Raw genomic sequence first — 15,236 nt, forward strand, 5'->3', positions numbered from 1 at the left:
ACCTGTGTTTACTCTGCTTGTGGTTGAGTAGGAATTTTGCTTTGTTTGCGCTGCTTTAATTTTCGCACCATCCACTTTAACAATCGGGTAGATTGCCAACTTAAATGCACTATTGATCTCAGATCAGAGTTTAACCTTTTATGCCAGTCCATTGCTTTACCATAAAACTCAATATTATTTACCCCAAGCTCAGGATGAGCGGCATAGTGCTTCAGCATATCCAGCTTAAGCAGTAGCGCAGGTGAATAACGGGAGTATTGCTCATCAAAAGTCGTTTTCAAAATAATCAGGCTTTTATCTTTAATCACGCATAAATCCACTGCAGCAACCTTTCCAGAGACCATAAAATACCAGATGCAAGCAGCGTTACGCCGCGCCAGGGTTGTCATCATCTCTTGGTAAAATCTACTTTGAGCATTATTAGGACTTAAAGCTGTACCCTCTTTGGCTTTCCAACTCTGACTCTCTATTTTCGCGTAGCAAAGAACACCATCAGCGATATCATCAACATTAATTATCAATGCGGACTCCAATCTCTCATTGTCACGCTCAGCTCGGTTATAAGCTTTATTGCAGTTCTGCCGCAAATTCTTACCAATACTTTTTGTAAAATCATCATAGTGAATTGGAACCGCTCTGTTACCGGTTTCAATATAAAACTGTTGGTAAATATTGACATCTACCTGCAATTGCCGTGAATCTGCTTGCAGTAAATCAACTTGCAAAACAAGACCAGGCAATGCTCTGGCAATCTGTTGCAACAAAGATTCAGTTATCTGATGTTGTGCTGCAAGCCATAAGCCTAATGGCGCTTGCGATGGCATAACAGTTTGCCAGCAGCCAAAGCCGCAACGTTCAAAAAAGCCAATAAAGACCGGCTCATCAGCCTGCTCCACCACCACTAGCTGCTCACTACCCTTAAAAAAGTGCGCTATCAGACAACTGACGAAATCCGCATCCAGAATGGCTTGGTTTTGAGTTTGTTGATTCAGCGTATCCCATCGACGACTAAAATCAGCAAATTTTTCTATACTATATAGAGTGCTTCTCATCAATTTTCACCGAGGTTATGTATTGCGTTGATGATGTAATCTAAATCAGCTGGTTTTAATTTATGATGACAAGGAAGCTGAACCAAGCGGCTACGATAACTTTCGCTGACCAAGCAGTCGCTGGCTGCAATCTCCTCCCAACGCAACACCTGAATTCTTTGCATTCGCAGACGCTGAAAATCTTGTTCATTTCGCAGTAAAAATGGCAATACATAAGGTGCTTCATCACCAACAGCTGGATAGAGACAACGACCTGCTGTGGTATCTGTCAAAGCATGCACCAGATAAAGGTAATTTGCTTGGCGTCTCGCTTTAACAACGTCCAGATTACTGCATCGCAAGATCTGCTTAGTGTGTCTAAAACTGGCAGAAGTGAGATCTGATGGCTGAAAATACTTATAAACCGATCTTTCAGAGCATGTAGAGGCTTTGACATTTAACACGTCAGGCTTGCGCCTACTGACTTTCCTTATCAGCTTGGATATCCTTAGTAAAAAAGCAATGCCTTTGAGTTCCTCATACCAACTACAGTGCTGCGGCTGCAAGGTTGGTTGGTCGTGCATGTATAACAGACCACCATCTATGGTAGGTAACATTTTATTAATACTAGTGATTCGGGCGGCAATCCGTGGGTCAGGCTGTTGCAAGCCGGTAATAAAATCATTTAGTGCATGGGCACAGTCTTCAATAATCACTTTATTCGCCGCGCTGCCAAGTGCGATTAATTGCTCAATATTTTGCTTAAAGCCAAAAAAACGCACGAGCAAACAGTGAGTAACGTCGGGCGTTAACAAACTTTGGAACAGCGTTAAATCGACCGTTAAATCAGTTTTCACTGGATAAAATTTAACCTGATATCCTGACCAAAGAAAAGGCTCAACCAAGGCCGGGCAATGATAAGCGGGCAGTAGTACGGTATTCGTCAGTCCTTGTTGCATAAGCTGAAGTGCAGCAATGCCAATTGCGGCGCGACCATTGCGGGTAAAAGTACATTGTTTTAGCGTGTCTGGCTGCCAAAGCGGAAAAATGTCGGTTAAACCAAAGCCTGGTGTAGCTCGGATAACTGCTTCCGGAAAGTTTGTCGCATTTGCAATGACAGGGGAAAATTTAACATCCATGTGTAACGAGCCCCCTAATAACATAACAGTCATGCTAACATTAAGCACCAAAGCCGTACAACCTTGCTTTATAAGCTTTACTTTAAATTGTACTACTTGGTTTGCTGAAGTATGCAAGGTAATATCTAAATTATGGCTTTATTACCTGAAGCGCTGCACATAGCCAAGCATTATAGTGACATAGAATTTCAGGAGAGCAAATGCAAAAGGACCTGGCAATACCTAATAGCGCTCTACGAAATGGCTTTATTGAACTAAGCTGTGGTCGGTGCTTTTTACTGACACACATATTTCTAGATTCGACTTCAGCCGTTATCGCCCTTCCCCCCTTCGCCGAAGAAATAAATAAAACCCGGCATCTGGTCGGCAACACCATGCGTCAACTCTCTGCGGCTGGGTTGAGTTGTTTTATGCTGGATAATTATGGCACCGGCGATAGTGAGGGAGATCTGGATACCGCATCTACAGCCATTTGGCGCGAAGACATCGTACAACTGCTGCGGCAATTGCAACAACAAGGCTTTACCGAAGTTAGCTTTGTCGCCATCCGTTTTGGCGCCTTACAACTATTTGATCTGTTAAACTCTTCCCCCATGCCACTTACCGTTAAACAGATAGTGTTATGGCAACCCTTTTTTGAAGTGGCTAAATTCTGGCAGCAATTTGCCAGAATTAGAGTGGCAGAGGCGATGGCTAGAGGCGAGAAACTAAGCCAAAAAGAACTCGAGCAGCAGCTTAATAATGGAAACACTATCGAAATTGCCGGCTATCCAATCAGCCCGGCGTTTTACCAAAGTTTGCTAAAGATGCAAACGCAGTTACCTACGGCACTTAACTCTCTAGCAGTGAGCTGGTTTGAAACCTCACAACTGGACAGCATTGCCCTGCCAGTGCAAAAAATGCGGGATACGCTTCAGCACGTCTGTGAGCTACAATTTTATCAGCTAAAAGCAGATCCTTACTGGCAAACCAATGAGTTGGCCAGCGCAGATGAACTTATTAGACTTACAATTCATCAGCTCACGACGATGCCAGCATGACAGAACGTTATATCAATATAAATACCGAAAATTCTGCTCTCAGTGCAATACTGCATACGCCTGAATTGAATTCGGGTACGGAGTCAATAGATATCGGGGTATTGGTCCTAGTTGGAGGGCCGCAATACCGTGTAGGCAGCCACCGGCAATTTGTGAAATTAAGTCGGGCACTTGCCGCACAAGGCATAATCTCAATGCGACTGGATACCTCCGGCATGGGCGACAGTGGCGGTAAAGCGAAGCCCTTTTTTCAACAAAGTGCTGACATAGAACTGGCTATCGAACACTTTTTTATGACCTGTCCACAGCTGAAGCAGCTGGTGCTCTGGGGGCTATGTGATGCCGCCAGTGCTATTTTAATTAAGCTAAACCGGCCAGATTCAAGGATTAGCGGAGTCGTTCTATTAAATCCCTGGGTTCGACAAACACAAAGCCATGCCCAAACCATGCTTAAGCACTATTACCTGAAGCGTTTAATCAGCAAAGAATTTTGGCAAAAACTGCTTAAAGGCGGTTTAAAACTGACAGACAGTCTGGCCTCTTTAACGCAAACCCTTAAGGCCAGCCGGGCTAAACCTCAAACCAATAACCTTCCTCGCCCCACTACTTTACATGTAACCGAGCAAACTTACGTTTCAGCAATGCTTAGCGGCTGGCAAAGCTTTGGTGGCAAAGTACTGGTTATCACCAGTGGCAATGATTTAACCGCACAAGAGTTTCTCGAGCTATGTGCTGCTGATCAAAATTGGCAGCAATGTTTAAAGCATTCAGCAAGGGAACATTTGCCTGATGCAAACCATACTTTTGCCAGCGCTATCTGGCGCCAGAGAGTTGAACAATGCACTATAGGTTTTGTAAAAAATACCTCTGATGTAATAATCGATAACTAGAACTAAAGCTACAGCAGAAGACTGAGCATTTTTTTGAGTTCACGCTTAACTCTTGGTATTAGTTCGGGTTTTATTGGATGGTTTATTTCTCCACCTGGGTCGCACTTGTCTACAAAAACGCGATCCATTCTTGTGTTATTTGCGACATAGACATGCATAACCGTAAGCGTCCGGCGATCACAGGTAGGTGTTCTAATTTAAGTGTCCACTTAATTTTTAGTGGACACTTAGTGTCTTAGATCGCATCACCTGGCTGGACAGATAAGTCGATGTTCCAGGGTAACAGTTCATCAATGCGGTTGATCGGATGATTACCGATACGTTTTAACACGGCAGTTAAATACGCATTGGGATTGATGCCATTGAGCTTGGCGGTGCCAAGTATCGAATACAGCACGGCGGCCCGTTCCCCTCCGCCAACAGAGCCGGCAAACAGGTAGTTTTTCCGACCCAGGGCGATGGGCCGTAATGACCGCTCCGCACTGTTGTTATCTATCTCAGCATAACCATTATCCACGTACGCCACCAACGCGTCCCATTGCTTTAGTGCATATTGGATAGCTTTAGACAACGCAGAGCCTTTTGATAAGGTGCGCAGGGTTGTCTGTAACCAGTTGTTAAACTGTACCAGGATAGGTTTTGCCTGCAGACTTCGCAGGCGCTGTCGTTCATCCGGTGGTTGCCCTCGCGCCTGTTTCTCAATCACATACAGTGATTGGATTATGGTCAGGGCTTCTTCTGCCAAGGGGGACGGGCCGGATTGGGTAATGTCATAGAACTTACGCCGCACATGGGCCCAACAACCATGCTGGGTGATGTGGTTTTGGTATAAGGCATTGTAACCGGCATAGGCATCAGCCTGCAGCGAACCTTTATACCCGGTTAAATGGGCAGTGGGGTGCAGACTTTTTCTATCTTCACTGTATTGCAGCCACACGGCAGGCGGTGTGGTATCGCCCCAGGAACGACCATCACGCACATACGTCCAATAGCGACCGGTTTGCGTGCGGCCTTTTCCTGGTGATAAGGTTGGCGCGGTCGTGTCATCCGCATAGATATGTTGACCGGCTTTGACATGGCGTCCAATCGCCTCAGCAAGGGGCGTTAATAATGCACCGGATTGACCAACCCAGTCTGCCAGCGTCGAGCGCTCGATATCAATGCCTTCCCGCTCCATCCGCTCAGCCTGACGGTACAGTGGTTGATGGTCGAGGTATTTATCGACAATCACTTGTGTCAGCAATGCTGCGCTGGCCAGGCCTTTTTTAATCACCCGCTCCGGAGCCTGACCTTGTACCAGCGTGTCGCAGTGCTGGCAGCTGAACTTAGGGCGTACAATGCGGATAACCCGATAAGATGCGGGTACGACATCCAACATTTCAGAGACATCCTCACCGATATGGGTTAATTCGCCCTGACATGCCGGACACTGGCAAGGTGCATCAACACGCTTTTCTTCACGTGGTAACTGTGCCGGTAAGGTCACACGACGACGCGCAGTGGCTTTCTCTTCGACAGCGCCATCGGTAAGTTTCGGTAAGGCGGCCGTCTGCATCTCCAGCTCTTCTAACTGCAATTCCAGTTGATGGATTTGCTTGTCCAGATGCTCCGAGGAACGACCAAAACGGGCGCGCTTTAATACAGCTAATTGATGGCGTAATGACGCAATAACCGTGTCTTGCTGGGCAAGCGTTTCCTGCAGTTGCAGGATAATCGCCTGCAACTGTTTCGGGTCATTGGGTAAGGTAGGTGCCAGCATTTTCATGCGGCGTATTATAGCAAAAAGCGATGGATAACTCATTGATTAATTGTATTTAAGCTGTGTTTTTTGGCGTATTTTTTCTGGCGGGCGGACGCCAGTCTAAGCCTTCAAGCAGTAGCGCTAACTCCGCTTGGGTTAAATGCACAGCACCGGATTTTGCGACAGGCCAGACGAACTGTCCCTGCTCAAGACGCTTGTAGAATAAACACAAGCCCTGACCATCCCACCACAGTAATTTCACCCGGTCACTACGCCGTCCGCGAAAGACAAACACATGACCACTGAAAGGGTCTTTTTGCAGGACGTGCTGCGCCATGGCAGCCAGGCCATCAAACCCTTTGCGCATATCGGTGAAACCCGCACACAGCCAGATACGCACATCACGCGATAACATCATCATGATAACGCTGCCACCAGTTGCGCTAACAGGGCCGGTGTCGCCTCGTGCAACATCAACTGATGACCACTTCGAAATGACACCGTGATGGCAGCTTTAGGCAAAACGGGGGCTGCTGCATTAGCCGGGCGGACGCTGACAGGTAGAAAAGCTGAAGCAGCTACAGGCGCATCCGGTTCACCTTTAGCGCGTCTGACCCACAAAGCCTGACCCGCCTCAGCTTCACGCATCCAGCGAAATACCTGGTTGGTGTTCACATCGTATTTGCGGGCTAATTCAGAAACGGACAGTGTACGCTCTTTGGATTCTCGGACAATCTGCCATTTAAACTCAGGGGAAAAGACCCGGCGCACATCGGGGTGTTTTAAAGCTGTCATTCATAAGTCCTCACAGTTGGCAACAGTGAGCACTATGATGCGTGATCAGTTAGCAAATAAAAGATGTGTTCGCCGGACGCTTACGCATAACCTCACCTCACTATGGACAATAAATCACACACGCTTTTTTTGAAAAATCTAAACGTTACTTTAAGGTAGTTAAGCTAACACCGCCCAGCGTAATAAAGCTGCTTTCGGCCAGATTAAAAGCACACGTTGAGGCTGATACTTACCTTGCTGAAACAACTGCTGCCGATGTCTCGATTTAACCAAGGCATCGCCGCTGGTGTCGATTCCGCAATAGAAAGCTTGGGCACCGAGCTCGATTAAACCTTGATTCAGATAGGCCAGATGTGGGCTAATCTCCGCCAGTTGAGGATCGCGTAACCAACTAACCGAGAACACCCCTTTAATAGATGGATATTGCTTTAACATTTCGGCAATTAATTGGTAAGCATGCTGCCAGCCATTGTGATCAAAAGCCGGTAACAGCGGTAGATGAACATGAGTTTGATAGTAACCCACGCGTCCACCCAGCTGCTGAAGTAATCTAATAAAGCGCCAGCTCTGGCGAATATCCAGCGACAAGCCCTGGCGCAAACTAATACCTGAATAGCAGTCAACCAAAGCGGGACCGGCTGGAAATAACTTTAAGCGTGCCAGGGCCAGATCTTTATAGAACACATCCGGGGCATAATCTTGCCACTGTGACGTGACAACAAATTGACAAATTCTCTCGATCTGGCGACGAAACTCAGCCTGAATACCTTGCGGATAAGCTGTTGAGAACATCTGAGCAAGATGTTGCTGTAAAAATGCCAGGATCAACCAGCTTTTTGCCGCAGACACTTGCTCAGAAGTATTGTTCTGGTTGAGCGATGCTAATACCTGCGCAATAGCATGATCATGATAAGGGCTAACCCGGTTGAATTGCGTTTGACACTCTTGTACTAACTGTTGCAGCTGAATACGAGTCACTTCCGGCACAGCGGGCTGTAAGTCGGCGAGCTGCTGCGCTAAACTGTCCATCAGCGCCTCACTAAGCGCAGAGTGCGCCGTTTTATCAGCCGTAAACACTCCAGCACACCGGTAACCTCAGCCTCAAACAACAATTGGCTAATATTCTCACCATCTAAAAACCGTGGCAAAAAATAACGATCAGTGTGTTTGGTGACAAAACCGGGGGCACAGGTCGTTGCGGATTGTATACCAGCTTGCTGCAGTAGCATGGCCGCCTGGCGAGTATGCTGACCGGACGGGTAACAAAAGTGTTGAAAATCCCCCGCGCAGATCCGAGTTAAGCTGGCTCTATTGTCTGCTATGTCCTGTAAAAACGACTCCGCTGATGAAAATTCCATTCTATGCCGATGGGTATGTAATTGTAAGTCGACACCTTGCTCTGCCAATTTCGTTAGCTCTGAGCTAGTTAATAAATTAAAACAACGTTGTTGCAAGTGATGCTCAATATCGACCCGCAGGCTTTGCGCTAACAATCGAACATAGTCTAGTCGCTCGCTAAGCCCTGGCAAGCTGGTAAAGTATGCAAAAACTTGAACATAGAGGATTTCTCGCTCAGCTTTGCTGGTAAAGGGTACCCACTGGGGCTGTTGCTTAAGCTGCAGTTGGCTTAAATCCACTTGCTCTAGTGAGCTCTTATAAAAAATATAACGCATCACCACATTTAGCACTGGCTGATTTTTTTCTACATAGTAGCTGGTGACGTAAAGTGTAAACGGCATCGACAACTCGGCTAACAACGGTGCCGCTTTGGCGCCGGTAGAGTACCAACCATCATCAAAGGTAATCACAACTGTATTAGCTGGCAATTGCTGGCGATCTAATGCCTCTAGTGCTGCACTCAACGGCATTACTGTATAGCCTTGCTGTTTAAGATAACGCAGCCGCTGTTGTAGGGTGTCGGGGGTAATAAACAGATTGGGGTTAAAACCAGCCTCGTCAAACAAGGACACGCCATGGTAAGCCAGGATCAGCAAACGTCGGCGCATTAACAAGCGTGTCAATCTGAAAACGCCAGCTGCACGCAGTAGCAACAACAGCCGCTCTTTCAGCTTTTCCGTGTTCACAACAAAACTTCCACCACCGCCGGATGCCCTAAAAACTGTTGAGGGCTGGCCGTGGGACCATAAGCGCCGGACTGATACACGACGACCCAATCGCCGGGCTCAGTTATAGGTAACAACACTTTATCCGCGATAATATCCAAAGGTGTGCATAATGGGCCAACTATGGTGACCTGCTCCTGCTCGGTAGCGCTGAGTTTATTACCAATCGCCACCGGGTAGTTTTTCCGTATCACCTGACCAAAGTTGCCGGAGTTAGCCAGATGATGATGTAAGCCTCCGTTACAAACCAGATAAGTGGTACCGCGTGAGACTTTTTTATCCAGTACCTGACAGACGTATACCCCGGCCTCCGCCACCAAGTAACGACCTAGTTCAATCACTAACTCGATATCAGCCAACGCAACCTGATACTGCTGTAATAAAAGTTGTAGTGATTGGCCCACTGGCGTCAGATCCAGGCGCCGCTCACCACTAAAATAGGGTATACCAAAACCACCACCTAAATTGATCATCTCGGGTCGGTAAGGACAAGCCGCCACCAGTTTAGCGGCCAGCGCAAAAGTATGTTGATGAGCGTCGATTAAGGCTTCCGCCTTTAAATTTTGTGAGCCGCAAAAAATATGAAAACCACGTAATTTCACCGGCATCTTGGCAATCTGTGGCAGTAACTGCAGAACCTGCTCTTCATCTATACCAAAGGGTTTAGCACCGCCTGCCATTTTCATACCAGAAGCTTTAAGTTCAAAGGCCGGATTAACTCTTAACGCCACTTGAGGGGTAATATTAGCGTGCCGGCCCAGTTGGCTAATTCGCGCCAGCTCACCGACAGATTCAACATTAAGGGTAACGCCAGCGACAATAGCAGATAGTAATTCGGCGTCTTCCTTACCCGGGCCGGCAAAGCTAATATCCTTTACCGGCATACCACTTTGCAGAGCCAACAGCATCTCTTGTTGTGAAGCAACATCAAAGCCATCAACCAGCGATTTTAAACACTGCACCACCGGCCAGTAGGGGTTAGCTTTAATCGCATAGTGTAACTTTATACGTTCAGGTACATGGGCTCTGAATTTTTGCACCTGTTGCAACATGATTTGCCGGTCATAAGCATAAAACACTGTTTTACCCAGCAGTTGACTAATCGCGTTAAGACTAAAGCCGCCAAGCAACAGTTGATTATCGCGCTGCGCAAATTGTGACATCGATTCATGTTGTATTGTCGTGTCACTCATTCGGCTTTGCCTCGCTAAAATAATGCTGGTATTCTTGCGCCAGGGCTTTGCGATCAATTTTTCCATTCGGATTTTTCGGCAAACCGTCTTTTAATACTATCGCCCTGGGTATCATAAAATTGGGTAAACTGCGTTTTAATTGGATCAGCCATTGCCCCGTGATGACGTCGGTGTTTTTACTGGCACCACCGGCTAACGCAACCAGTACTAAAATGCCCTGATCAGTCCCATCGTAGATACCTAATGCCGCTACATCCTGAATAGCCGGGTCAAGCCGATATACGGCCTCTTCCACTTCGGTTGGGCTAACCCGATAACCGGAGGTTTTGATCATCTCATCACGCCGGCCAATAAAATACAGAAAACCCTCTTCATCATATTTCACGGTATCACCGGAAAAAACTGCCAGCGGCGCCAGCTGAATGCCCGATGCCGCCAGAGGGTCCGGTTTAAAGCGCTCAGCCGTTTTTTCTGGAGCATTCCAGTAGCCCAGACTCACCAAAGGACCGCGATGAACCAATTCACCCGGCTCGTTAGGGCCGCACAGGCTGCCGTCCTCCCGCACAACTAAAATTTCAGCATTGGGTATCGCTCTTCCCATAGAGCCAGGCCTGCGTAACAACTCGGACGGCGGTAAATAGGTTGAGCGAAAGGCCTCGGTTAGCCCGTACATTAAGTAGGGTTCAGCCTTATTGAAAATAATCTGCAATTGACTTAGCAAGGCCTGGGGCATAGCGCCACCAGAGTTTGTAAAATAACGCACTGAACTGGCGCTTCCCTCCGGCCAATTTGCCTTGGCTAACTGAGCCCATAACGGTGGTACAGCGGCGATACCGGTAACCTGATAATGTTCAACTGCACGTACAACATCTTGCACCAACAGAAAATCTAACAGTACAACACTGGCACCAACGCTAAAGGCGGTGGTTAGTTGGCTTAAGCCATAATCGAAGCTTAAGGGTAAGATCCCAAGCAGCACATCGTCAGGCGTGTTTTGCAGGTAACTGGCGACACTGGCAGCGCCACACAGCAAATTTCGCTGCGACAATACTACACCTTTAGGCTTACCGGTGCTGCCTGACGTGTATAAGATGGCGGCCATATCGGCATCAGTCATACTTTGATGTCTGGGTGTTAGGTTCGGAGTACTCAGCTCTTCTCTTTGTTCTAACCAAGCCATTACCCGGTAATGGCTATGTAATGGCTGTAACTGTTCAACCGCGGTCAAACTGGCACTGTCAACGACTAATACTGTGTGCAAATCAGGACAAGCTGTCAGCACTTCCGTTAACCCATGCAACCGCTCAACACTGGTGATCAAACAACGTACATTACAATCATTGAGAATATGCTGAACCTGAGCCGCTTTCAGTGCAGGGTTAACTGGTACGAAAACGGCGCCACCACTATTGCAGGCGAATAAAGCGACAACCGTTTCAAGCTGTTTGGGTAAATAAATGGCAACCCGGTCAAAGCGTTGTAAACCGAGTAGCGATAACCGCTCGGTTTGCTGCTGCACCCAAAGTTGCAACTGCGCATAGCTAATATGCTGATTTTTATAATGAAGTGCCGGCCGTTCAGCGAAGCGACGGGCTGAGAAGGAAAGTAGTTCAGCTAAACTGTTGGTCATATCAGTCCTTTCTGACCTGTTATCTAGACTCCGCAATTGTTTAATAATACATCAACTTCTCAAAAAAAATAGCCAGCTTGTCACTAATGTTGTTGAATTTTTTAGCAGCTTGCGTAGATTAAAAGTGAGACCGTCAAGGATAGAAATGATGAACACACAGCAAATAGTTAGCGACATCTTGCGATCCGTTTTACAAATTGACCGCCCCTTTACCGCCACGACTCCGCTACTCGGTGCGATCCCGGAATTTGATTCTATGGCGGTAATAGCTATCCTGACCGAACTGGAAAATCAGCTGGGAATTGCCATCAGTGATGATGAGATTTCAGCCGAAATTTTTGAGAATTTCGGGCAGTTACAACAATATGTTGACTCTAAACTTGCGGCTTGAAGTTAGCGTTGTGGCGAAGTGATGTTATTAGGTCTTAGTGTTACTTTAGGGCTCAAGGCACGCTGGAAAGAAGCGTAGCTCAGATGCAGGAATTCTTTGTCCGACAGCTTAACATTATGCATTTACCTGCTAAACTGGCTAAATAAAATACAGAATTTATCTGTCTGTCGAAACAGCGCATCAGTGATTAGTGACACTGACAGTGGTAGTCAGATCTCGACGGTATTCCGCTTTTAGTTACGGCTGGCTAAGTGGTAGTGCGGCTTGCTTTGCCGCAACACCCGCTTGCTCAGCGTTGTTGATTACCACATGGAGTGTTGTTAGATGAAAAAAATCACCTTGGTCGCAGCGAGTTTAATGCTGGCTTTAACAATAGGCTGCAGCAAAAAAGATAGTGCAGCTCACTATCAGGATGCCCTCGCTTTTATCGCTAATCAACAGTACAACTCCGCAATAATCGAGCTCAAATCAGCAGTGCAACAAGCTCCGGATAACGCTGAGTATCGCTTAGCATTGGGTTTGACCTACTTACAAATAGGTGATGCGGTGTCGGCTGAAAAAGAGCTACAGTTGGCTAAGCAGGGAGGTATTACCGCCGCCGACATTGCTGTACCACTGGTAAGAGCGAGCTATATCGCAGGCAATTTTAGTGAAGTGTTGGCTCTGTATCCGGAAGCAGAAGAGCTAGAGCAGCCGATAGCCGACTATATCAAACTTTATCGGGCCTTGGCCGAGTTAGAGCTTGGCGCTGCCGACCGGGCCGTTTTTTTATTTCATGAGCTGTCATTGTCAGAATATCAAGACATTCAGGCATTTGCTCAAAGCAATTTGATGATAACCACGACCCAGTATGAAGAAGCCATCAATCTGCTGCAGAGTATTCCAACAACCAGCCCACATTACGCTGAAACACTATCACTCATTGGTAATCTGCATTTAGTTAACGATAAGTTCGCACCGGCCAGCGAAGCTTTCTCTGCCTTAATCAAGCTACAACCCCGTAATTTCAAAGCCCGTTTACTCGCCGGCCAAGCATTAATCCGTGATAACCGTTATCAGGAAGCAAATCAGCATATTGAGATGATTTTACGCGCGCTGCCAGAACAGGCTTATGCAAACTACTTAAAGTCGTTAATTGAATATGATGCAAAAGATTTTGTAAAGGCCAAAGAATTCGCGGAAAAAGCCATTACTAGTGGTTATCGGGCACCTCAACCGCGGCTGATCGCCGGCTTATCTGCTTTCCAGTTGGGTTTAGAGTCGCAGGCCCTACATAACTTCTCAGCTATGGGCCAGGCATTGGACGCTTTTCCTTCTGCAAAGCGACTTTATGTTGCATTACAGCTTAAAGCCGGTGAACCGGGTATCGCCAGAGATGCCTTAAGTTCTACTCCTCCCAGCGCTGAAGATTTAAACCTGTATGCAACCACTGCTTTTAATTTGGCTCAGGCTGGTGACAACCGTGCCGCTGCAGAACTTATCGCTAAGTACGATAGTGCAGGCTTTAATGACATCAATTCGTTACTGACCATGGGGCAATTGAAACTGAGTGTGCCTGGCCAGGAAATGGCTGGCATCCGCGATCTGGAGCTGGCCTTGATGATGGAGCCTGGGCATCATCAAACGCGACTCATTCTTGCCAGCAGTTACATGCGACAACAACAATATGAAAAAGTTTACCAATTAGCTGATGGTTGGATAAAAGACCCGGAAACCGCCTTTATGGGGCATAATCTGAAAGCCTATGCCGAGTTGGTACAATTTAAACCCGAAAACGCAAAAGTTCATTTAGCCGCAGCGAAGGCAACCGGAAGCGATAATCCATTTACACCGCTAATGCTAGCCTCTGTCGCCGCTTTTGAAACAAACTATACCGAAGCCAAGAATATCCTGGATCAGTTACTAAACTCACACCCCGATTATATTCCGGCAATAACACAAGCCTTTATCGTCAATCATCGTTTAGGCGATACATCGTCAGTAATAAAACATACCAAGGCGCAATTGGCTAAAAATCCGCAAAACTATCATCTTCGGCTTGCTTTTGCCCGCTATCTGCACAGTGCCGCCGATTTCAATGAGGTGATAAACCTGTTGCAAGCGGTGGATACCAGTCAGCAATTACCCGTTGCTCATTGGATGATTCTGGTTGATAGCTATGTACAGCTAGGTAATAGCTCTGAAGCGAGCAAACTCAGTCAAGCATGGCATCAGCAAGACCCTGACAATATTCAGGCAACCTTACTATATGTTGAGATCCTCCGGCGAAATAATAACGTAACCGAAGCCTTACAAATCCTTGATCGACACCTGCTACGTCAAACACAACATCCGCAATTGCTAATGGCTAAATTGAAACTCCAGACCGAGTATCGCATGCCGGATAAAGCTATTGAGACGATCAAACAAAGCCCGGCTGAATTTCAGGGACTCGCTGAGGTAAAATTTCTACATGGCCGTAACCTAATGGCTTTGGGGCAAAAAAGTGCTGCGCTGAATTTATTTTTGGAAAGTTATAAAGATGACGCCTCAGCACAAACTGCGATGTTTATCGCTGAAATTTACAGGCAAGATGTCTCGCTGCGCCAAGCCATAGGCTTTGTCGAAAATCATATTGCCAAACACGACACCACGCCAGGCTTACAAATGGTATATGCCAACTTACTGATGCAAACAGATATCAGTAAGTCCGTATCCATCTATCAACAACTGGTAGAGTCAAGCCCCGATAATCTGGTGTTGTTGAATAACTATGCCTGGATGTTAATTGAGCATGGAGAGGCGGAGAAAGCTCTTACTTATGTTAGTCGGGCCATGCGTCTGGACGATAAGAATCCGGACATACTGGATACCTATGGTGCTGCTTTGCTAAAACTGCAACGTTATCAAGATGCCTTAAGCTATTTTGAAAGATCCCTGGCGATCCGGCCAGAACATGATGAGGTTAAATTGAACTACGCTGAAGCACTTATTTTAGTGGACAATAAAGCCAAAGCCTCACAAATCCTAAATTCGATAAATAGCCACGATGCCCGCTTGACACAGCGCAAACTCCAGCTTAGCCAACAGCTCTAGCAGTAACGGGCCTATGACCGGGCCCGTTCCTAGCCTCCTTAACCACGATATCACTGACTAATACTGGCGCAGGTGTCAGCTTTATTTACACTCACACTTCCCCCGGCAAATCCACAACATCCAAACTTAACGCAAACTATTGTTTTTATTTAAAAAAAATACAAGCGACAATGTTGGTATAGTTTCTG

The 15,236-nt window shown here is 46.8% G+C and carries 13 protein-coding genes; 4 read left to right on the top strand and 9 right to left on the bottom strand.

Features of this window, described 5'->3' with window-relative positions; all coding sequences use genetic code 11:
• Positions 1-8 precede the first annotated feature (8 nt).
• Positions 9-1,052: a GNAT family N-acetyltransferase gene (locus AJE_RS03080; protein WP_008949616.1), complete on the bottom strand. Its 1,044-nt coding sequence runs from the start codon at positions 1,050-1,052 to the stop codon at positions 9-11.
• The gene (locus tag AJE_RS03085) at positions 1,052-2,170 is read right to left on the bottom strand and encodes a DegT/DnrJ/EryC1/StrS family aminotransferase (protein ID WP_008949617.1); all 1,119 of its coding nucleotides are present in this window, start codon (positions 2,168-2,170) and stop codon (positions 1,052-1,054) included. The genes AJE_RS03080 and AJE_RS03085 overlap by 1 nt, the downstream gene beginning before the upstream one ends.
• Positions 2,171-2,544: 374 nt before the next feature.
• Between AJE_RS03085 and AJE_RS03090 the strand changes: the two genes are divergently transcribed.
• Both AJE_RS03090 and AJE_RS03095 read left to right on the top strand, forming a co-directional pair.
• Positions 2,545-3,210, top strand: coding sequence for an alpha/beta hydrolase family protein (locus AJE_RS03090; RefSeq protein WP_202799366.1), 666 nt, complete (start codon positions 2,545-2,547; stop codon positions 3,208-3,210).
• Positions 3,207-4,100, top strand: a complete 894-nt coding sequence (locus AJE_RS03095; protein ID WP_050858377.1) for a hydrolase 1, exosortase A system-associated — start codon at positions 3,207-3,209, stop codon at positions 4,098-4,100. The genes AJE_RS03090 and AJE_RS03095 overlap by 4 nt, the downstream gene beginning before the upstream one ends.
• A 235-nt stretch (positions 4,101-4,335) precedes the next feature.
• Here AJE_RS03095 and tnpC read toward each other — a convergent pair whose 3' ends face one another.
• The 7 genes from tnpC to AJE_RS03130 form a co-directional block, all read right to left on the bottom strand.
• Positions 4,336-5,865 carry an IS66 family transposase gene (gene tnpC, locus AJE_RS03100; RefSeq protein WP_039927826.1) on the bottom strand — a complete coding sequence of 510 codons (1,530 nt, stop codon included), beginning with the start codon at positions 5,863-5,865 and terminating at the stop codon, positions 4,336-4,338.
• Positions 5,866-5,914: 49 nt separating this feature from the next.
• Positions 5,915-6,262, bottom strand: a complete 348-nt coding sequence (gene tnpB / locus AJE_RS03105) for an IS66 family insertion sequence element accessory protein TnpB (RefSeq protein WP_008606915.1) — start codon at positions 6,260-6,262, stop codon at positions 5,915-5,917.
• Positions 6,259-6,636: an IS66-like element accessory protein TnpA gene (tnpA, locus tag AJE_RS03110; protein WP_008606916.1), complete on the bottom strand. Its 378-nt coding sequence runs from the start codon at positions 6,634-6,636 to the stop codon at positions 6,259-6,261. Before tnpA ends, tnpB begins: the two co-directional genes overlap by 4 nt.
• A 159-nt stretch (positions 6,637-6,795) precedes the next feature.
• A complete protein-coding gene (locus tag AJE_RS03115) occupies positions 6,796-7,665 on the bottom strand; it encodes a hypothetical protein (protein WP_039927943.1) in 870 nt (289 codons plus the stop codon).
• Positions 7,665-8,720 (bottom strand): polysaccharide deacetylase family protein, encoded by a 1,056-nt coding sequence (locus tag AJE_RS03120; RefSeq protein WP_008949621.1) that lies wholly within the window; start codon positions 8,718-8,720, stop codon positions 7,665-7,667. Before AJE_RS03120 ends, AJE_RS03115 begins: the two co-directional genes overlap by 1 nt.
• Positions 8,717-9,952 carry a pyridoxal-dependent decarboxylase, exosortase A system-associated gene (locus AJE_RS03125; protein WP_008949622.1) on the bottom strand — a complete coding sequence of 412 codons (1,236 nt, stop codon included), beginning with the start codon at positions 9,950-9,952 and terminating at the stop codon, positions 8,717-8,719. Before AJE_RS03125 ends, AJE_RS03120 begins: the two co-directional genes overlap by 4 nt.
• Positions 9,945-11,582, bottom strand: coding sequence for an acyl-CoA ligase (AMP-forming), exosortase A system-associated (locus AJE_RS03130; protein WP_008949623.1), 1,638 nt, complete (start codon positions 11,580-11,582; stop codon positions 9,945-9,947). The genes AJE_RS03125 and AJE_RS03130 overlap by 8 nt, the downstream gene beginning before the upstream one ends.
• Positions 11,583-11,727: 145 nt before the next feature.
• Here AJE_RS03130 and AJE_RS03135 point away from each other — a divergent pair, with 145 nt between their 5' ends.
• Positions 11,728-11,973 carry an acyl carrier protein gene (locus tag AJE_RS03135; RefSeq protein WP_237709286.1) on the top strand — a complete coding sequence of 82 codons (246 nt, stop codon included), beginning with the start codon at positions 11,728-11,730 and terminating at the stop codon, positions 11,971-11,973.
• A 324-nt stretch (positions 11,974-12,297) separates the two neighbouring features.
• Entirely contained in the window at positions 12,298-15,048 is a 2,751-nt protein-coding gene (prsT, locus tag AJE_RS03140) for an XrtA/PEP-CTERM system TPR-repeat protein PrsT (protein WP_008949625.1), read from the top strand.
• The last annotated feature ends 188 nt before the right edge of the window (positions 15,049-15,236 follow it).

This window comes from Alishewanella jeotgali KCTC 22429, assembly GCF_000245735.1.
GTDB lineage: Bacteria > Pseudomonadota > Gammaproteobacteria > Enterobacterales > Alteromonadaceae > Alishewanella > Alishewanella jeotgali.